Here is a 17,643-nt window from a genome sequence, read left to right on the forward strand (position 1 = left end):
CCTGCAGCTTGGCAATTGGCCGCCGGTCCGGCGCCCGCCAGCCGATGGAGGATCACTCGGCCAGGGCAGCAACCGCCGCACGCAGGCGCAGCATCGCGGCCTCCAGCGCTTCCGGGGTGGCGTGGGCCGGGCTGTCGGCGACGCATTCGCCATCCAGCCAGAGCGTGAACTGCGCGCCCTCGTCGGCACGCAACTCCAACGCATCAGCCCCCTGGGCGAGCAGGCGCGCGGTCACCACACCGACCGCCTTGGGATCGGCAAAGGGTCGCGACAACAGCAGCTCCTCGCCTTCTGCACTGAGAAAACGAAAGCGGAAGCTGCCGTCCTGCTCGCGAAAGCTGACGAAACGCGCCGCCTTGACTGCTTTTTTCTTGCCAGCCCCGGCAACCTGCACCTGCTCGCGAAACGAGCGCAGGCCGACCGCCTCACGCAGCTCGCCGAGGAACGGCGTGGCGATGCGCCGTGCCTTCAAGGCACCTGCCTGCAGCATGTCCTCGATCTCGCCGGGCTTCTGCATCAGCGCGTTGTAGTGCTCACGCGCCTGCGCCAGTTCGCCATCGAGCAGCTCGAACAGTCGCTGTTTGGCTTCGCCCCAGGCCAGGCCGCCAGCCAGATCGGCCCGAAAAGCAGCGGCCTGCTCGGCGCTGGCAAAGGCCTGGAAGAGCGTGAACAGATGCGCCGAGTCGGCATCCTTGGGCTCACCCGGCGCCCGTGAGTCGGTGACGATGCGATTGACCGCATCGCGCAACTGCTTGGCGCTGCCGAACAGCGGGATGGTGTTGTCGTAGCTCTTCGACATCTTGCGACCATCCAGGCCCGGCAGAGTAGCGACGCTTTCTTCGATCAGCGCCTCGGGGGCAACGAAGTACTCGCGCCCGGCACCAAACAGATGATTGAAACGCTGACCGATGTCGCGGGCCATTTCCACGTGCTGGATCTGGTCGCGACCAACCGGCACCTTGTTCGCATTGAACATCAGGATGTCCGCTGCCATCAGCACCGGATAGCTGAACAGCCCCATGGTCACACCAGCATCGGCGTCCTCGCCCTCGGCCAGATTCTTGTCCACCGAGGCCTTGTAGGCATGCGCACGATTGAGCAGGCCCTTGCCGGCGACGCAGGTGAGCAGCCAGGTCAGCTCCGGAATCTCGGGAATGTCGGACTGCCGATAGAAGGTGACCCGCTCGATATCCAGGCCGCAGGCGAGCCAGGTGGCGGCGATCTCCAGGCGCGAACGCTGGATGCGCAGCGGATCATCACACTTGATAAGCGCATGGTAGTCGGCGAGAAAGTAGAAGGAGTCCGCGTCGCTGTCACGACTGGCAACGATTGCAGGGCGAATGGCACCGGCATAGTTGCCCAGGTGGGGGGTGCCGGTGGTGGTGATGCCGGTGAGGATTCGGGTGGTCATTGTTCTGCTATCGCCTTGCTGAGCGACCATCGCGGCTAGGCCCATGCGCCGCTCAAGCGGCACGATGGGCAAGAAGGTCGAGTTCTATGGGGGTGGACGAGCCTGCCGAGACGCCAAGGACCCAGGCGTCACAGACGGGACTGGACCAGGTCCTTGAGCTCGGTAAGCCGACCATGAAAAAAGTGGCCGCATTCTGCCACTTTCAACAGCTCGTGGGGACGTTGCAGGGCCTGCGACCACTGATATACCCGCGCCGGCGTGATGACTTCGTCATCCTCCGGCTGGATCACCGTCATCCGGCAGTTCTCCGGCAGGCGCCCATCCAGCGGGAAACGTTCGACCGGCGGTGCCACCATGAACAGTGCACCCAGCTCCAGGCCTTCGCTCTCCAGCCTGCCGGCCAGACAGGCCGCCACGCAGGAGCCGAAGGAAAACCCCATGATGGTCAATGGCACGCCCGGATGCTTGTCCATCAGCCAGCGCGCCGCCGCTTCGGCATCGTCGATCTCGCCACGACCCTGATCATGGCTACCTGCGCTGTGGCCGACACCACGAAAATTGAAGCGCAGGGTCGACAGCCCGTGATCGCGTGCGACCCGCTGCAGCGTGGCAACCACCTTGTTCTGCATGCTGCCCCCGTACAACGGATGCGGATGACAGATCAGCGCCGCACCACACGCGTCGGGCTGTATCAGATGCAGCGCCTCCAGCGGGCCTGCCGGCCCGTCGATCAGAAGGGGATTTTCGCGTTGACTCAAGACCGCACTCCGTGACCCGGCCGGGGGTCGACTCGTCTAGCACACTGCCCGCAGCAGGCCTCACGGCGGTATACAGCTCGGGCTCGAGCCGCTAACGTAATGCAAAGCCGTTTATAGAGGAAGGACTCGTGGAACAGACACTCACCGCCTGGCTGATACCCGCAGTCACCCTGCTCGCTGGCGTCGCCATCGGCTTCCTGGTGGCGCGCCTGGTGCCAGGTGCAGCACCTAATCGCACTCAGCGCCAACTGGATGAAATCCAGGAGCGCTTCGACAGCTATCAGAGCGAGGTGGTCAGCCACTTCAACACCACCGCCAGCCTGGTACGCAAGCTCACCCAGAGCTATCAGGACGTTCAGGAACATCTTTCAGACGGTGCCAACCGCCTGGCCCTCGACGAAAACAGTCGGCAGCGTCTGCTTGCGGCGCTGGAAGACAGCGCTCCGAGCCAACGCGAAAAGATCACTCCACCGGCAAGTAACGAGGCACCCAAGGACTACGCACCCAAGACCACGGATACACCCGGCACCCTGGACGCGACCTTCGGCCTGCGCAAGTAATCGCAGCCAGGCGCCAAGAAAAAGGCCCCGCATGCGGGGCCTTTTCGTTTCTGCGGTTACTGATCGGCGGCTGAGCTTCGCGCGGGCGAAGCTCAGCCATTCGAATCAGATGGCGCCGCGTTCGCGCAGCAGCGCGAGCACCTGCTTGACGCATTCCTCGACCGGCAGCGCCTGGGTATCGATCACCAGATCGGCATCCAGCGGGATGTCGTAGGGGAAGGATTCGCCTGGTATGTTGTCGCCCGCCGCGGCGTACAGCCCCTGCGGATCACGCTGACGGCAGACCTGCGGCGATGCCTGCACATAGACCGTCAGCAGCCGCTCGGCACCGATGATCGCACGCGCCTGCTCGCGCCCCTCGGCGTCCGGTGCGACGAACGCCGCCAGGCTCAACAGACCTGCCTCGTTGAACTGCTTCGCCACTTGGGCAGCACGACGCCAGTTCTCCGTACGGCCGGCGCGATCCTGTGCCAGACCCTTGTTCAGATCATGACGCAGGTTCTGGCCATCGAGCACGTAGACCGCACGGCCCATGTCGAACAGCTTGCGCTCGACCGCATAGGCCAGCGTGCTCTTGCCAGCGCCAGACAGACCGCTGAACAGCACAGTGGCTGGCTGCTGGCCGAAACGTGCGGCACGCTCCTCGGTGGAGACATGCGCCAGCTTGCCGTGGTGGCCGCCGCCCTGCCCGCCGACGGGCTCGGCGATGATCATGCCGGCACCGACGGTGCCGTTGGTCAGGCGGTCGACCACGATAAAGGAGCCGGTGGTGCGGTTGTGCTCATAACCGTCCAGGGCGATGGGCGCATCCAGAGCGACCTTCACCCGACCGATCTCGTTGAGCTGCAGGCTGCTGGCCGGCCCTTCTTCCAGGGTGTTCACGTCGATGCGGTGAACGATGCTGGGAATCGAGCCGGGCACGTAGCTGGTGGCGCGCTTGATGTCGTACTTCTTGCCCGGCAGCATCGGCTCCTCGGCCATCCATACCAGCATGGCGTCGAAGCTGTCGGTGACCTGCGGGCGGTTGTCGACGTGCACCAGCATGTCGCCGCGGGAAACGTCGATCTCATCTTCCAGGGTCAGGGTGATCGCCTGCCCTGGCCCGGCCTGTTCCAGCTCACCTTCGTAGGTGACGATCGACTTGATCCTGCTGCCCTTGCCCGACGGCAATGCGACAACCTCATCGCCCTTGCGCACGATGCCGCTGGCCAGGGTGCCGGCGAAACCGCGGAAGTTCAGGTTCGGACGATTGACGTACTGCACCGGGAAGCGCATGTCATTGAAGTTACGATCACCCGCGACCTCGACGGTCTCGAGGATCTCCATCAGCGACTGGCCGTCGTACCAAGGCGAGCGTTCGGAACGGTTGACCACGTTGTCACCCTTCAGCGCGGACATCGGCACGAAGTACAGTGACGTGGGCTTGAGCGCGATACCTTCGGCGAACTTCAGATAGTCGGCCTTGATCTGCTCGAATACCGCCTGATCGAAGCCCTTGAGATCCATCTTGTTGACCGCGACGACGATGTGCTTGATGCCCAGCAAGGATGCGATGAAGCTGTGGCGCTTGGTCTGGGTCTGCACGCCGTAGCGGGCATCGATCAGGATGATCGCCAGATCGCAGGTGGAGGCGCCGGTGGCCATGTTGCGGGTGTACTGCTCATGGCCGGGGGTGTCGGCGATGATGAACTTGCGCTTGGCGGTGCTGAAGTAGCGGTAGGCGACATCGATGGTGATGCCCTGCTCACGCTCGGCCTGCAGGCCGTCGACCAGTAGCGCAAGATCAACATCTTCGCCGGTGGTGCCGACCTTCTTGGAATCCTTGGTGATGGCTTCCAAGTGATCTTCGTAGATCATCTTGGAATCATGCAGCAGGCGCCCGATCAGGGTGCTCTTGCCGTCATCGACATTGCCGCAGGTCAGGAAGCGCAGCAGTTCCTTGCGCTCGTGCTGGGCCAGGTACGCGAGGATGTCCTCGCTGATCAGATCAGACTGGTGAGACATGATGCGTAATCCTTAGAAGTAGCCCTGACGTTTCTTTTCTTCCATCGAACCGGCCTGATCGTGGTCGATCACCCGGCCCTGGCGCTCGGAAGTACGGGTCAGGAGCATTTCCTGGATGATTTCCGGCAAGGTGGTGGCGGTGGATTCCACCGCACCGGTCAGCGGGTAGCAGCCGAGGGTACGGAAACGCACCATCTTCTTGGTAATGCGGGCTTTTTCTTCGTCGGACAGGTGCTCGAGGATGCGCTCGTCGTCGATCATGATCAGCGTGCCGTTCTTCTCGATGACCTCACGCTCGGCGGCGAAGTACAGCGGCACGATCGGGATCTGTTCCAGGTAGATGTACTGCCAGATGTCCAGCTCGGTCCAGTTGGACAACGGGAACACGCGGATCGACTCGCCCTTCTTGACCTTGCCGTTGTAGACGTTCCACAGCTCGGGACGCTGGTTCTTCGGGTCCCAGCGGTGCTTGCTGTCGCGGAAGGAGTACACACGCTCCTTGGCGCGGGATTTCTCTTCATCGCGGCGCGCGCCGCCAAAGGCGGCGTCGAAGCCGTACTTGTCCAGCGCCTGCTTGAGGCCTTCGGTCTTCATCACGTCGGTGTGCTTGGCACTGCCGTAGGTGAAAGGGTTCATGTCCTGGGCCACGCCATCGGGGTTGATGTGCGTGAGCAGGTCGAGGCCGTACTCGTTGACCATCTTCTCGCGGAAGCTGTACATCTCCTGAAACTTCCAGCGCGTATCGACGTGCAGCACGGGGAAAGGAAGCTTGCCGGGGAAGAACGCCTTGCGCGCCAGGTGCAGCATCACGGCGGAATCCTTGCCGATGGAATACAGCATCACCGGATTATCGAACTCGGCGGCCACCTCACGGATGATGTGGATGCTTTCCGCCTCAAGCTGTTTGAGGTGCGTCAGTTTGTCGAGCATGGCTTCTCACGAAATGCAGGAAACGGCCGGCGGGCCGTGAACGAGGTGCGCACTCTAGCACAGCACTCGCTTCTAATCAGGGCGCTACTTAGATCAAAAAGATCTGCCGATATTCCGGATCAAATCGGGTTGGGGCAATCGATGAACAGGTGCTCGAGGGCGAAACGTCGGGCCAGATAATCGCCCAGCGCCTGCACACCGTAACGCTCCGTGGCGTGGTGGCCGGCAGCGATGAACGACACGCCGTTTTCCCGCGCGCTGTGAAAGGTCTGCTCGGACGCCTCGCCCGTGAGATAGAGGTCGACACCCGCCTCAACCGCCTGGTCGATATAGCCCTGACCGCCGCCCGTGCACCAGCCGATACGCCGGATCAGCGCATCCGAATCCACCAGCAATGGCTCGCGACCCAGCACCTCGTGCACTCTGCGGGCGAAATCGCCAGCCTTCATGGGTTCGCTCAGGCTACCGAGCAGCCCCACAACCTTGGGATCGCCGGGAACCAGCGGACCTTCCACCTGAATATCCAGCTGGCGGGCAAGCTGCACGTTGTTGCCCACCTCCGGATGCAGATCCAGCGGCAGATGGTAGGCGAGCAGGCTGATGTCGTTGGCCAGCAGTGTCTTCAGGCGCCGCTGCTTCATGCCGACCACGCACGCATCCTCGCCCTTCCAGAAGTAGCCATGGTGGACGAGCACCACATCCGCCTCGGCCTCCACTGCCGCGTCCAGCAGCGCCTGGCTGGCGGTAACCCCGGATACGATTCGTCGCACCTGCGGCCGCCCCTCCACCTGCAGGCCATTGGGACAGTAATCGGCGATCCGTGCAGCATCGAGAAAGCGATCTGCCTCGGCGACCAGCGTGGACAATGCAACAGCCATGTGACGCTCCTCGGAAACCCGTGACGGGCGACTCGTTTCTGACGAGCGCCTCCGTATAATGGCGCACCTTAAGTTGCACCTCTTCGTCCTAGCAACCCCAAGGAAACTCGGATGCACCCTGCCCTCCGCTACCTGGGCTGGCCTCTGCTGGCCGGCGTACTATTGGCCTTGCTGGTGATCCAGTCATTTCCGCAGTGGGTCGGGCTACCCGCCAATGACATCCAGGTACGCCACTCGCCACGCAACGCTCAGGCCCAGCGCGGCCCGGTCTCCTACGCCGATGCGGTCAATCGTGCGGCGCCTGCGGTCGCCAACCTCTATTCCACCCGACTGGTCAGCAAACCGGGCAACCCACTGGTCAAGGACCCCGTCTTCCGTCGCTATTTCGGCAGCGATCTACCCCAGCAGAAGCGCATGGAGTCGAGCCTCGGCTCGGCCGTGATCATCACCTCGGACGGCTACCTGCTGACCAACAACCACGTCATCGCCGGCGCCGAGCAGATCACCGTCGCCCTCAAGGACGGCCGCGAGACCCGCGCCAGCGTAGTCGGCAGCGATCCGGAAACGGATCTTGCGGTGCTCAAGGTCGACCTCACCGACCTGCCCTTCATCACCCTCGGCGACTCCGATGCCATGCGTATCGGCGACGTGACCCTGGCAATCGGCAATCCGCTTGGCGTCGGCCAGACGGTGACCATGGGCATCGTCAGTGCCACCGGGCGCAACCAGCTCGGACTCAACACCTACGAAGACTTCATCCAGACCGACGCGGCGATCAACATGGGCAACTCCGGCGGCGCGCTGGTCGACGCCCATGGCAACCTGATCGGCATCAATACCGCGATTCTTTCCGGTGGCAGCCAGGGCATCGGCTTCTCCATACCCTCGAAGCTGGCGATGGAGGTCATGCAGGCGATCATCGAGCATGGCCGGGTAATCCGCGGCTGGCTGGGCATCGAGGTCCAGGCGCTGACGCCGGAGTTGGCCGAATCCTTCGGCCTGGAAGGACGCCCCGGCATCGTCGTCGCGGCGGTCTACCGCGACGGCCCGGCCCACCGAGCAGGCCTGCAGCCGGGCGACCTGATCCTCAGCATCGATGAGCAGCCGGCCAACAACGGTCGCCTGTCGATGCATCAGGTGGCGCGCAGCAGACCCGGTGACAAGATCAGCATCGAAGTGCTGCGCAACGGCGAAATGCGCAGCCTGACCGCAGAAGTCGGCATGCGGCCGAGTAGCCCCGCCCCCTGACACGCAGATAACTGCAGCTTGCGCGCGACCTCACCAGAATGTGTGCAGCCGTCCAGGAACGTCAGCGGCGAACCCGGTATTTCATGTACACATGCATGCACGGCGAACACAGCATCCGCCCCGCGCCATCAAAGCCCGTGCAATGCCTCCAGCAGCGCCTGGTTCTGCTCTGGCGCACCGATGGTGATGCGCAGGAACTGGCTGATCCGCGCCTGCTTGAAGTGGCGCACGATCACCCCCTGCTCACGCAGACCGGCCGCCAGCTCGGCTGCATCGCGCTGCGGATGGCGGGCGAAGACAAAATTCGCCGCCGAAGGCAGGACCTCGAAGCCCAGCGCCTGCAGACCGCTGACCACTTCCTCGCGACTGGCGATCACTGCCTGACGGGTCTGCTCGAACCACGCGCGATCCTCGAAGGCCGCCGCAGCACCGACAATCGCCAGGCGATCCAGCGGGTAGGAGTTGAAGCTGTTCTTGATCCGCTCCAGCGCCTCGATCAGGTCCGGGTGACCCACTGCCAGACCCACCCGCAATCCGGCCAGCGAGCGCGATTTCGACAGCGTCTGGCTGACCAGCAGATTCGGATAGCGATCAACCAGGGCAATGGCACTTTCGCCGCCGAAGTCGATATACGCCTCATCCACCAGCACCACGCTGTCGGGATTGGCCTGCAGCAGCTGCTCGATCGCCGCCAGCCCCAACAGACAGCCGGTGGGCGCGTTCGGATTCGGGAAAATGATGCCGCCATTGGGCCGCGCGTAGTCCTGCACGCGAATCTGGAACCGCTCATCCAGCGGAAGCGCCTCGAACTCGATACCGTACAGCCCGCAATAGACCGGGTAGAAACTGTAGGTCACGTCCGGAAACAGCAGCGGCTTGCCGTGCTGGAACAGGCCGTGGAACGCGTGCGCCAGCACCTCATCGGAGCCGTTACCGACGAACACCTGGGCGGTGCTCACCCCGTAGTAGTCGGCCACCGCCTGCTTGAGGCGCTCGCCGTTCGGATCAGGGTACAGACGCAGGCTGTCGTTCAGCTCTGCCTGCATCGCCGCAATGGCTTTCGGCGAAGGACCGTAGGGGTTCTCATTGGTATTGAGCTTCACCAGCTTGCTGAGCTTGGGCTGCTCGCCCGGCACATAGGGCACCAGGTCTTTGACGAAGGGGCTCCAGAATTTGCTCATCTGCCCTTCTCTCCTCGAATTCTTCAGTTTGCGTCGGGTGAAAACCGCGAAGCGGTTTCCCAGCCGACAAAGCGGTGGACAAGCAAAGCGTTGTCCACCCTCCAGAACAGCGATCAGAATTTGATGCGGTACTCGGCGCTGCGCGCATGCGCGGTCAGCGACTCGCCGCGCGCCAGCACCGAAGCGATCTTGCCCAGCTCCGAAGCGCCGGCCGCCGAGCAATGGATGATCGACGAGCGCTTCTGGAAGTCGTAGACCCCCAGCGGCGATGAGAAACGCGCGGTGCCCGAGGTCGGCAACACGTGGTTGGGACCGGCGCAGTAGTCGCCCAGCGCTTCGGCTGTGTAACGCCCCATGAAGATCGCACCGGCATGGCGGATCTGCTCCAGGTACTGCTCAGGCTCGGCCACCGACAGTTCCAGGTGCTCCGGCGCGATACGGTTGGCGACCTCGATGGCCTGAGCCATGTCGGCGACCTGGATCAGTGCTCCGCGACCTTCCAGCGACGTGCGAGCGATGGCCTCGCGCTCCAGGGTCGGCAGCAGGCGGTCGATGCTTTCCTGCACCCGGTCGAGGAAGGCGGCGTCGGGGCTGACCAGGATCGACTGGGCATCCTCGTCGTGCTCGGCCTGGGAGAACAGGTCCATGGCGATCCAGTCCGGGTCGGTCTGGCCATCGCAGACCACCAGGATCTCCGAGGGGCCCGCGATCATGTCGATGCCGACCTTGCCGAACACGTGGCGCTTGGCGGTCGCGACGTAGATGTTGCCCGGCCCGACGATCTTGTCCACCGGTGGCACACTCTCGGTGCCGTAGGCCAGCGCGGCCACGGCCTGGGCTCCGCCGATGGTGAAGACGTGGTCGACCCCGGCGATGCAGGCGGCCGCCAGCACCAGCTCGTTGATCTCGCCGCGCGGGGTCGGCACCACCATCACCACTTCGCGGACTCCGGCGACCTTGGCCGGGATCGCGTTCATCAGCACCGACGAGGGATAGGAAGCCTTGCCGCCCGGCACGTAGAGGCCGGCGCGGTCCAGCGGGGTCACTTTCTGACCCAGCACGCTGCCGTCGGCCTCGGTGTACTGCCAGGAGTCCTGCTTCTGCTTCTCGTGGTAGCTGCGCACGCGCTCAGCGGCCTTTTCCAGCGCCTCACGCTGCTCCGCGCTGATCCGCGTCAGCGCAAGTTCCAGACGTTCACGCGGCAGGATCAGTTCGGCCATGGAGGCGACTGCCAGCCCGTCGAAGCGCTGGGTCAGCTCGACCAGCGCCGCGTCGCCGCGCTCGCGCACGGCCTGGATGATCTCCAGCACGCGCTGGTTGACCGAATCATCGGACACGCTTTCCCAGCTCAGCAGATGGTCCAGATGACGGGCAAAGTCCGGATCGGCGGCGTTCAGTCGGCGGATAGCGGTGGTTGCAGTCATGGCTGGTTCTCATGCGATGGGGTGGGTCAGGAGCCCTGGGCAGTTTCTGCAGCGGCCGGGCTCAGCCGTTGCGAAGAGTGCCAAGATTAACAGCCGACCCGCGCGGGCACCCAACGAAACTGGCTATGACGCGGATAGGCAAGGCTCACCATGGGCTGGCCAGCCGAATGACGTGCGCGTCAGTGCTGGCGCGACTCGACGGCCTGGCGCAGCGATTCGATCAGCGCCTGGATCGGCGCGTGCTTCATCTTCATCGACGCCTTGTTGACGATCAGACGTGAGCTGATGGTGGCGATCAGATCCTGAGCTTCCAGGCCGTTTGCCTTGAGCGTATTGCCGGTATCAACCACGTCGATGATCTTGTCGGCCAGGCCGACCAGTGGCGCCAGCTCCATGGAGCCGTACAGCTTGATCACTTCGACCTGACGGCCCTGCTCGGCATAGTAGGCCTTGGCCACGTTGACGAACTTGGTCGCCACCCGCAGGCGCCCCTTCGGTTCCGCAGCGCCAACAGCGCCGGCGGTCATCAGCTTGCAGCGGGCGATTTTCAGATCCAGCGGTTCGTACAGGCCGTCGCTACCGTACTCCATGAGCACGTCCTTGCCGGCCACGCCCAGATCCGCCGCGCCCTGTTCGACATAGGTCGGCACATCGGTGGCGCGCACGATCAACAGCCGCACATCGTCGCGGGTGGTCGGAATGATCAGCTTGCGGCTCTTCTCCGGATTCTCGGTCGGCACTATGCCCGCCTCCGCCAGCAACGGCAGGGTGTCATCGAGAATGCGGCCCTTGGACAAGGCGATGGTCAGCATGGAGCGGTTTCCTTAAAACAGTGGCCAGCCCAATCGGGCTGGCTGTTGGGCTTCGCCAGGCTCAGCCCAACCTACCCCGGTACGCGGCGAATCTTGGCGCCGAGCAACTGGAGCTTCTCTTCGATGCACTCGTAACCACGATCGATGTGGTAGATGCGGTCGATCAGCGTATCGCCGTCAGCGACCAACGCCGCCAGCACCAGACTGGCCGAGGCACGCAGGTCGGTAGCCATCACCGGAGCCCCCTTCAGGCGCTGCACACCGGTGACGATGGCAGTGTTGCCCTCGACCTGGATCTGCGCACCCATGCGGGTCATTTCGTAGACGTGCATGAAGCGATTCTCGAACACCGTCTCGATGACGGTGCCGGTGCCTTCGGCGACGGTGTTCATGGCGATGAACTGCGCCTGCATGTCGGTCGGGAACGCAGGATAGGGCGCAGTGCGCAGATTGACCGCGCGCGGCCGCTTGCCGTGCATGTTCAGCTCGATCCAGTCACGCCCGGTAGTGACCTCGGCGCCGGATTCCTGGAGTTTGGAAAGCACCGCCTCGAGAGTTGTCGGGTCGACGTCCTTGACCTTGACCCGGCCACCGGTGATAGCCGCAGCGACCAGGTAGGTACCGGTCTCGATGCGGTCGGGCATGACGTTGTAGCGCGTGCCACCCAGACGCTCGACACCCTCGATGACGATGGTGTCGGTGCCGGCACCCTGGATCTTCGCGCCCATGGCGATCAGGCAGTTGGCCAGGTCGACCACCTCCGGCTCGCGCGCAGCGTTCTCCAGCACGGTACGGCCCTTGGCCAGAGCCGCTGCCATCATGATGTTCTCGGTACCAGTCACGCTGACGATATCGAAGAAGAAGGTGCCGCCGCGCAAGCCACCTTCCGGCGCCTTGGCCTTGATGTAGCCACCTTCGACCTCGATGGTCGCACCCAGAGCTTCCAGGCCACGGATGTGCAGATCGACCGGACGCGAGCCGATGGCGCAACCGCCCGGCAGGGCCACCTCGGCATAGCCGAAATGCGCGACCATCGGCCCGAGCACCAGGATCGAGGCGCGCATGGTCTTGACCAGCTCGTAGGGCGCGATCAGGGTCTTGATGGTGCGCGGATCGACTTCGACGGAAAGCTTCTCGTCGATCACCGGCTCGATGCCCATGCGACCGAACAGCTCGATCATGGTGGTGATGTCGTGCAGGTGTGGCAGGTTGCACACCGTCACCGGCCCATCCGCCAGCAGCGTGGCGGCCAGGATCGGCAGCGCGGAGTTCTTGGCACCGGAAATGCGGATTTCGCCGTCGAGACGAACGCCGCCGGTAATGATCAGTTTGTCCATAGTGGTCTCGTCGCCCGCAGGCTCAGGAGCGCGCGGCCCAGTCGGCCCGGCTGAAGAATTTCATGGTCACCGCATGGATGCTGCCATCGGCGATCCACGGATTCAGATGTGCATAGATCTGCTGCTGTCGCTTGACCGGGCTCAGGGCCGCCAGCTCGTCAGCGATGATGTTGAGCTGGAAATTGCAACCCTCACCTTCGACCTCGACCTGAACCCCCGGCAGTTGGGACTCAAGGAAACGCTTAACTTCAACGGCCTGCATGCTCAACCTCGATCGACGCCATCGCGCAAAAGGTCGCCATCATACAAAAAAGCCCGCCAGGCTGCGAACCCTGCGTCCGCTGTCAGTCGAGCTCGAGTATCTCGCTCAGCCCGCTGACACCGGCCAGCTGGCGCAGCTCGTCCGACAGCGCACGCACCCGCAACGACTTGCCGGCAGCCTTGGCGTCACGCAGGAAGCACAGCAGCAGAGAGAGCCCGACGCTGGTGGAGCGCTGTACCGCGGAGCAGTCGACCAGCAGCGTCGACGCCTGGCTGCCAGCGATCAGCTCGTGCCCTCGAGCCCGCAAAGCGGAGCCGCAGGCATGATCAAGCACGCCCTCGAGCAGCAGCTCACCGGGTCGACCTTCGCGTATGGATGCGGCCATCAGCTCTTTCCGGTCTCGCTCTTGGTCCGGGCGATGACGTCCACCCAGGTATCGATGACCTTGTCGAGATCGTTGCGGTTGTCACGCATCGACTGGGCGAACTGATCACGGAAAAGCTTGCCGACATTGATGCCGTTGATCACCACGTTACGCATCATCCAGCGGCCATCCTGACTGACCATGGTGTAGGAAACCGGATAGACGGTGCCTTTTTCGTCACGCACTTCCATGTTGATGCTGGCGCGCTCCGGATCCTGAGCGCCACTTGCCGGCAGTACACGAATTTCCTGGTTGTTGTACTCGAGCAGAGCGTTGCCATAGAACTGCATCAGGCTGCGTTTGAAATTTTCCTCGAAGCGCTGCATCTGCGCCGGCGTAGCACGGCCGGAATAGCGCACCGTCATGATGCTGCGGGAAATGCCTTCGGAATCGACCACCGGCCCGAGTATCTCGTTGAGCGCGTCATAGAAGGCCGCCGGATTCTCCCGATAGACCTCCTTGTTGTCCTTGAGGTCGGCCAACAGACGATCGGTCGTCTGCTGCACGACCTCCTGCGCCGAGGGCGCGGCCGTAGCCAGCAGCGGAACCGCCAACAGCAGCACCAGCGCGCCGCGAACCAGCTTCTTGATCATCGAATCTCTCATCAGTCACTCTCGCCCTTGTTAACCGAGTTCAGCAGAAACTTGCCGATCAGATCTTCCAGCACCAGTGAGGACTGGGTGTCGTGGATCACCGACTCGTTCTCCAGCACCTCTGCCTCGCCGCCTACGCTCAGGCCGATGTACTTCTCGCCGAGCAGTCCCGCAGTGAGGATGGAGGCAGTCGAGTCGACCGGGAGGTTGTTCACCTCCTCCATCAGCTCCATGGTCACCCGCCCGGCGTAACGATCGCGATCCAGATCGATGGCGGTAACCTTGCCGATGGTCACGCCGGCCATGGTGACCTTGGCGCGCACGGTGAGGCCGGCAATATTGTCGAAATAAGCATAAACCTTGTATGTATCCTGGCCGGCACCGACCGCCAGACCACTGACGCGCAGGGCCAGCAGCAGTAGCGCCAGCACTCCCGCCAGCAGGAACAGGCCGACACCGATTTCCAGGGCGCGGTTGTTTTGCATCAAAAATCTCCAAACATCAGGGCAGTCAGTATGAAGTCCAGTCCCAGCACGGCCAGCGATGCGTAGACCACGGTACGGGTCGTCGCACGACTGATGCCTTCGGAGGTCGGCTCGCAGTCGTAGCCCTGGAACACCGCGATCCAGGTCACGACGAAAGCGAAGACGACGCTCTTGATCAAGCCATTGAGCACATCTTCGCTGAAAGAAACGCTGTTCTGCATGTTGGCCCAGAACGACCCGTCATACACACCGAGCCAGTCAACGGCGACCATCGCACCGCCCCATATCCCGACCACGCTGAAGATCATCGCCAGCAGCGGCATGGAAATGAACCCGGCCCAGAGCCTGGGCGCGATGATGTACTTGAGTGGATCGACGCCAATCATCTCCAGGCTGGAAAGCTGCTCGGTAGACTTCATGTTGCCGATCTCGGCCGCCAGCGCAGAACCGGCGCGACCGGCGAACAGCAATGCGGTAACCACCGGGCCCAGTTCACGCAGCAGGGTCAGGGCGACCATCTGCCCGACCGCCTGCTCGGAACCATAGCTGGAAAGGATGTTGTAGCCCTGCAGCGACAACACCATGCCAATGAACACACCGGAAACCACGATGATCGGCAGCGACAGCACGCCGACCGAGTAAAGCTGACGTACCAGCAACTGGAAGCCGCTGCCGAACTGGCCACGACCAAGCAGCACGCGCAGCAGAAACAGCGTCGAACGCCCCAACGCCTCCAGCACATCCAGGCCCGAACGACCGAGTAGGCGAATACGCTCCAGCAATGGCAGGACCTTGCGCATCAGTCGCCCCCAAGCAGGTCGGTGCGGTAATCAGGCGCCGGGTAGTGGAACGGCACCGGACCATCGGGAATACCCTGCATGAACTGACGGATCCGCGGATTCTCCGAATTCATCAATTCCGCCGGCGTGCCCTGGCCGAGCACCTGAGAATCCCCCACCACGTACAGGTAGTCGGCGATGCTGGCGGTTTCCGCCAGGTCGTGCGAGACCAGGATACTGGTAATCCCCAGGGTGTCGCTGAGCAGACGAATCAAACGCACCAGCACGCCCATGGCGATCGGGTCCTGGCCAACGAAGGGCTCGTCATAGAGAAGAATCTGCGGATCCAGCGCGATCGCTCGTGCCAGCGCAACGCGGCGCTTCATGCCACCGGAAAGCTCGTCGGGCGCGAGCTCGAGCGCACCACGCAGACCAACCGCCTCGAGCTTCATCAGCACGATGTCGCGGATCATCTCGTCGGGCAGCTTGGTATGAACACGCAGCGGGAAGGCTACGTTCTCGAACACATCCAGGTCGGTGAAGAGCGCACCGCTTTGGAACAGCACGCCGAACTGCTTGCGCATGTCGAACAGATCGGCACGGGAAAGCTCGGGAAGATTGCGCCCATTGACCCACACCTGACCACTGTCAGGTTTGAGCTGCGCGGCTATCAGGCGCAGCAGAGTGGTCTTGCCGCAGCCGGATGGGCCCATGACCCCGGTGACCTTGCCACGCGGGATGCGAATATCGACCGAATCGAAGATGGTTCGACTGCCGCGCGTGAAGGTCACCTCCTTCAGCTCGACAGCGTAGGTATCGTCCGCGCTCATCGGAACTCCATATTGCACGATCGCTTCCCTGCCTGGCCGCGCGGCGACCATGTGGACCCAGAAGCACTGAACAGCCCGGGAGGCCGCGAACTATAGCACCGAGCCCCAGGCGGCCCAAGACAGAAAGGTTACCGAGAGCGACAGCAAAGCGGCGATCTATGGGTGAGCCCGAGGGCGATTTACCGCTATAATCGCCGACTTTTCATTCTCGACACCTGCCGACCCATGAGCCAAGCCGACGAACTCATCAGCTCCGCCCAGCGCACCATCCGCCTCGAGATCGAAGCCGTGCAGCAACTGCTGCCACGCCTGAATGCCGGTTTCGTCAAGGCCTGCGAGCTTATCCTGACCAGCAAGGGGCGGGTAGTAGTGGTCGGCATGGGCAAGTCCGGACATATCGGCAACAAGATCGCCGCGACCCTCGCCAGCACCGGCACCACGGCGTTCTTCGTGCACCCGGCGGAAGCCAGTCACGGCGATATGGGCATGATCACGCGCGATGACGTCGTCCTGGCCCTGTCCAACTCCGGCAGCACAGCGGAAATTCTCACCCTGCTGCCGCTGATCAAGCGCCTCGGCATCACCCTGATCAGCATGACCGGCAACCCCGACTCGCCGCTGGCGAAGGCTGCCGAGATCAATCTCGATGCCCGCGTCGCCCAGGAGGCCTGCCCGCTGAACCTTGCGCCAACCTCATCTACCACCGCCTCGCTGGTGCTGGGCGACGCCCTGGCCATCGCCCTGCTCGAGGCCCGCGGCTTCACCGCCGAGGACTTCGCCTTCTCACATCCTGGTGGCGCGCTTGGCCGCCGCCTGCTGCTGAAGGTGGAGAACGTCATGCACGCCGGCGAAGAACTGCCACGCGTCGTGCTTGGCACCCTGCTGCGCGATGCGCTGCTGGAGATGACCCGCAAGGGCCTTGGCATGACCGCGGTGGTCGATGACCAGGGAACCCTGGCCGGCGTATTCACTGACGGCGACCTGCGCCGCGCGCTGGATCGCGGCATCGATGTACGCAATGTCGAGATCGACAGCGTGATGACCCGTCACGGCAAGACCGCCCGCGCCGACATGCTTGCCGCCGAAGCACTGAAGATCATGGAAGACCACAAGATCAGCGCACTGGTGGTGGTCGACGACGAGGATCGCCCGACCGGCGCCCTGAACATGCATGACCTGTTGCGCGCCGGGGTGATGTAATGAACGACGATCTGCAACAACGCGCTCGCGGCATCCGCCTGGCGATCTTCGATGTTGACGGCGTACTGACTGACGGCCGCCTGTACTTCCTCACCGACGGCAGCGAGTTCAAGACCTTCAATACGCTGGACGGCCATGGCATCAAGATGTTGATTGCCTCAGGGGTACGCACCGCGATCATCAGCGGCCGCTCCACCCCGGTAGTCGAGCGCCGCGCACGCAATCTGGGCATCCAGCACCTGTATCAGGGTCGCGAAGACAAACTGGCAGTACTGGACGAGCTGCTCGGCGAGCTTGGGCTAGGCTACGAAGCGGTAGCCTACCTGGGCGACGACCTGCCGGACCTGCCGGTGATGCGCAGGGTGGGACTGGGAATGGCAGTGGCCAGCGCCGATGGTTTCGTCCGCAAGCATGCCCACGGCGTCACCCAGGCCCGCGGCGGAGAAGGCGCCGCGCGCGAATTCTGCGAACTGATCATGCGCGCCCAGGGCAACCTGGCCGCCGCCCAAGAGGCCTACCTGTAGGCC

At 63.3% G+C, this 17,643-nt stretch carries 19 protein-coding genes; 4 read left to right on the plus strand and 15 right to left on the minus strand.

Annotated features, from left to right (window positions below; genetic code table 11):
- Positions 1-52 precede the first annotated feature (52 nt).
- Both DBO85_RS01090 and DBO85_RS01095 read right to left on the minus strand, forming a co-directional pair.
- Positions 53-1,411 carry a tryptophan--tRNA ligase gene (locus tag DBO85_RS01090; protein WP_108104440.1) on the minus strand — a complete coding sequence of 453 codons (1,359 nt, stop codon included), beginning with the start codon at positions 1,409-1,411 and terminating at the stop codon, positions 53-55.
- 128 nt (positions 1,412-1,539) lie between these two features.
- A complete protein-coding gene (locus DBO85_RS01095) occupies positions 1,540-2,169 on the minus strand; it encodes an alpha/beta hydrolase (protein WP_108104442.1) in 630 nt (209 codons plus the stop codon).
- 128 nt (positions 2,170-2,297) lie between these two features.
- Between DBO85_RS01095 and DBO85_RS01100 the strand changes: the two genes are divergently transcribed.
- Positions 2,298-2,729 (plus strand): YhcB family protein, encoded by a 432-nt coding sequence (locus tag DBO85_RS01100; protein ID WP_108104444.1) that lies wholly within the window; start codon positions 2,298-2,300, stop codon positions 2,727-2,729.
- A gap of 105 nt (positions 2,730-2,834) precedes the next feature.
- Here the strand turns inward: DBO85_RS01100 and cysN are convergent, their stop codons facing one another.
- The 3 genes from cysN to DBO85_RS01115 all read right to left on the minus strand — a co-directional run bounded on the left by cysN (position 2,835) and on the right by DBO85_RS01115 (position 6,541).
- The gene (cysN, locus tag DBO85_RS01105) at positions 2,835-4,733 is read right to left on the minus strand and encodes a sulfate adenylyltransferase subunit CysN (RefSeq protein WP_108104446.1); all 1,899 of its coding nucleotides are present in this window, start codon (positions 4,731-4,733) and stop codon (positions 2,835-2,837) included.
- 12 nt (positions 4,734-4,745) lie between these two features.
- The gene (gene cysD, locus DBO85_RS01110) at positions 4,746-5,663 is read right to left on the minus strand and encodes a sulfate adenylyltransferase subunit CysD (protein ID WP_108104448.1); all 918 of its coding nucleotides are present in this window, start codon (positions 5,661-5,663) and stop codon (positions 4,746-4,748) included.
- A 119-nt stretch (positions 5,664-5,782) separates the two neighbouring features.
- Complete coding sequence (locus DBO85_RS01115; protein WP_108104450.1) at positions 5,783-6,541, minus strand: Nif3-like dinuclear metal center hexameric protein; 759 nt, start codon at positions 6,539-6,541, stop codon at positions 5,783-5,785.
- 111 nt (positions 6,542-6,652) lie between these two features.
- Here DBO85_RS01115 and algW point away from each other — a divergent pair, with 111 nt between their 5' ends.
- Complete coding sequence (gene algW, locus DBO85_RS01120) at positions 6,653-7,789, plus strand: Do family serine endopeptidase AlgW (RefSeq protein WP_108104452.1); 1,137 nt, start codon at positions 6,653-6,655, stop codon at positions 7,787-7,789.
- 128 nt (positions 7,790-7,917) lie between these two features.
- Here algW and hisC read toward each other — a convergent pair whose 3' ends face one another.
- The 10 genes from hisC to DBO85_RS01170 all read right to left on the minus strand — a co-directional run bounded on the left by hisC (position 7,918) and on the right by DBO85_RS01170 (position 15,916).
- Positions 7,918-8,970 carry a histidinol-phosphate transaminase gene (gene hisC / locus DBO85_RS01125; protein ID WP_108104453.1) on the minus strand — a complete coding sequence of 351 codons (1,053 nt, stop codon included), beginning with the start codon at positions 8,968-8,970 and terminating at the stop codon, positions 7,918-7,920.
- 113 nt (positions 8,971-9,083) lie between these two features.
- Entirely contained in the window at positions 9,084-10,394 is a 1,311-nt protein-coding gene (gene hisD / locus DBO85_RS01130) for a histidinol dehydrogenase (protein WP_108104454.1), read from the minus strand.
- A gap of 179 nt (positions 10,395-10,573) precedes the next feature.
- Positions 10,574-11,206, minus strand: a complete 633-nt coding sequence (hisG, locus tag DBO85_RS01135; RefSeq protein ID WP_108104455.1) for an ATP phosphoribosyltransferase — start codon at positions 11,204-11,206, stop codon at positions 10,574-10,576.
- A gap of 71 nt (positions 11,207-11,277) precedes the next feature.
- Positions 11,278-12,543, minus strand: a complete 1,266-nt coding sequence (gene murA / locus DBO85_RS01140; RefSeq protein WP_108104456.1) for a UDP-N-acetylglucosamine 1-carboxyvinyltransferase — start codon at positions 12,541-12,543, stop codon at positions 11,278-11,280.
- A gap of 22 nt (positions 12,544-12,565) precedes the next feature.
- Positions 12,566-12,805: a BolA family protein gene (locus DBO85_RS01145; RefSeq protein ID WP_108104457.1), complete on the minus strand. Its 240-nt coding sequence runs from the start codon at positions 12,803-12,805 to the stop codon at positions 12,566-12,568.
- An 82-nt stretch (positions 12,806-12,887) separates the two neighbouring features.
- Complete coding sequence (locus DBO85_RS01150; RefSeq protein ID WP_108104458.1) at positions 12,888-13,193, minus strand: STAS domain-containing protein; 306 nt, start codon at positions 13,191-13,193, stop codon at positions 12,888-12,890.
- Positions 13,190-13,822, minus strand: coding sequence for an MlaC/ttg2D family ABC transporter substrate-binding protein (locus DBO85_RS01155; RefSeq protein ID WP_108104460.1), 633 nt, complete (start codon positions 13,820-13,822; stop codon positions 13,190-13,192). Before DBO85_RS01155 ends, DBO85_RS01150 begins: the two co-directional genes overlap by 4 nt.
- A gap of 11 nt (positions 13,823-13,833) precedes the next feature.
- Positions 13,834-14,307 carry an outer membrane lipid asymmetry maintenance protein MlaD gene (mlaD, locus tag DBO85_RS01160; RefSeq protein WP_108104462.1) on the minus strand — a complete coding sequence of 158 codons (474 nt, stop codon included), beginning with the start codon at positions 14,305-14,307 and terminating at the stop codon, positions 13,834-13,836.
- Positions 14,307-15,107, minus strand: a complete 801-nt coding sequence (gene mlaE / locus DBO85_RS01165) for a lipid asymmetry maintenance ABC transporter permease subunit MlaE (RefSeq protein ID WP_108104464.1) — start codon at positions 15,105-15,107, stop codon at positions 14,307-14,309. The genes mlaD and mlaE overlap by 1 nt, the downstream gene beginning before the upstream one ends.
- On the minus strand, positions 15,107-15,916 hold the full coding sequence (locus DBO85_RS01170; protein ID WP_108104466.1) for an ATP-binding cassette domain-containing protein: 810 nt from the start codon (positions 15,914-15,916) through the stop codon (positions 15,107-15,109). The genes mlaE and DBO85_RS01170 overlap by 1 nt, the downstream gene beginning before the upstream one ends.
- Before the next feature lie 225 nt (positions 15,917-16,141).
- Between DBO85_RS01170 and DBO85_RS01175 the strand changes: the two genes are divergently transcribed.
- Complete coding sequence (locus DBO85_RS01175) at positions 16,142-17,116, plus strand: KpsF/GutQ family sugar-phosphate isomerase (RefSeq protein ID WP_108104468.1); 975 nt, start codon at positions 16,142-16,144, stop codon at positions 17,114-17,116.
- A complete protein-coding gene (locus DBO85_RS01180; RefSeq protein WP_108104470.1) occupies positions 17,116-17,640 on the plus strand; it encodes a KdsC family phosphatase in 525 nt (174 codons plus the stop codon). The genes DBO85_RS01175 and DBO85_RS01180 overlap by 1 nt, the downstream gene beginning before the upstream one ends.
- Positions 17,641-17,643: the final 3 nt, after the last annotated feature.

The organism is Pseudomonas mangrovi (assembly GCF_003052585.1).
Classification (GTDB): Bacteria; Pseudomonadota; Gammaproteobacteria; order Pseudomonadales; family Pseudomonadaceae; genus Aquipseudomonas; species Aquipseudomonas mangrovi.

Coding starts and splice junctions, on each gene's coding strand:
- cysN (WP_108104446.1), bottom strand. CDS start 4,733: ATGTCTCACCAGTCTGATCTGATCAGCGAGGACATCCTCGCGTACCTG.
- hisG (WP_108104455.1), bottom strand. CDS start 11,206: ATGCTGACCATCGCCTTGTCCAAGGGCCGCATTCTCGATGACACCCTG.
- DBO85_RS01115 (WP_108104450.1), bottom strand. CDS start 6,541: ATGGCTGTTGCATTGTCCACGCTGGTCGCCGAGGCAGATCGCTTTCTC.
- algW (WP_108104452.1), top strand. CDS start 6,653: ATGCACCCTGCCCTCCGCTACCTGGGCTGGCCTCTGCTGGCCGGCGTA.
- DBO85_RS01175 (WP_108104468.1), top strand. CDS start 16,142: ATGAGCCAAGCCGACGAACTCATCAGCTCCGCCCAGCGCACCATCCGC.
- DBO85_RS01145 (WP_108104457.1), bottom strand. CDS start 12,805: ATGCAGGCCGTTGAAGTTAAGCGTTTCCTTGAGTCCCAACTGCCGGGG.
- mlaE (WP_108104464.1), bottom strand. CDS start 15,107: ATGCGCAAGGTCCTGCCATTGCTGGAGCGTATTCGCCTACTCGGTCGT.
- cysD (WP_108104448.1), bottom strand. CDS start 5,663: ATGCTCGACAAACTGACGCACCTCAAACAGCTTGAGGCGGAAAGCATC.
- mlaD (WP_108104462.1), bottom strand. CDS start 14,307: ATGCAAAACAACCGCGCCCTGGAAATCGGTGTCGGCCTGTTCCTGCTG.
- DBO85_RS01155 (WP_108104460.1), bottom strand. CDS start 13,822: ATGATCAAGAAGCTGGTTCGCGGCGCGCTGGTGCTGCTGTTGGCGGTT.
- hisD (WP_108104454.1), bottom strand. CDS start 10,394: ATGACTGCAACCACCGCTATCCGCCGACTGAACGCCGCCGATCCGGAC.
- DBO85_RS01090 (WP_108104440.1), bottom strand. CDS start 1,411: ATGACCACCCGAATCCTCACCGGCATCACCACCACCGGCACCCCCCAC.
- DBO85_RS01180 (WP_108104470.1), top strand. CDS start 17,116: ATGAACGACGATCTGCAACAACGCGCTCGCGGCATCCGCCTGGCGATC.
- murA (WP_108104456.1), bottom strand. CDS start 12,543: ATGGACAAACTGATCATTACCGGCGGCGTTCGTCTCGACGGCGAAATC.
- hisC (WP_108104453.1), bottom strand. CDS start 8,970: ATGAGCAAATTCTGGAGCCCCTTCGTCAAAGACCTGGTGCCCTATGTG.
- DBO85_RS01170 (WP_108104466.1), bottom strand. CDS start 15,916: ATGAGCGCGGACGATACCTACGCTGTCGAGCTGAAGGAGGTGACCTTC.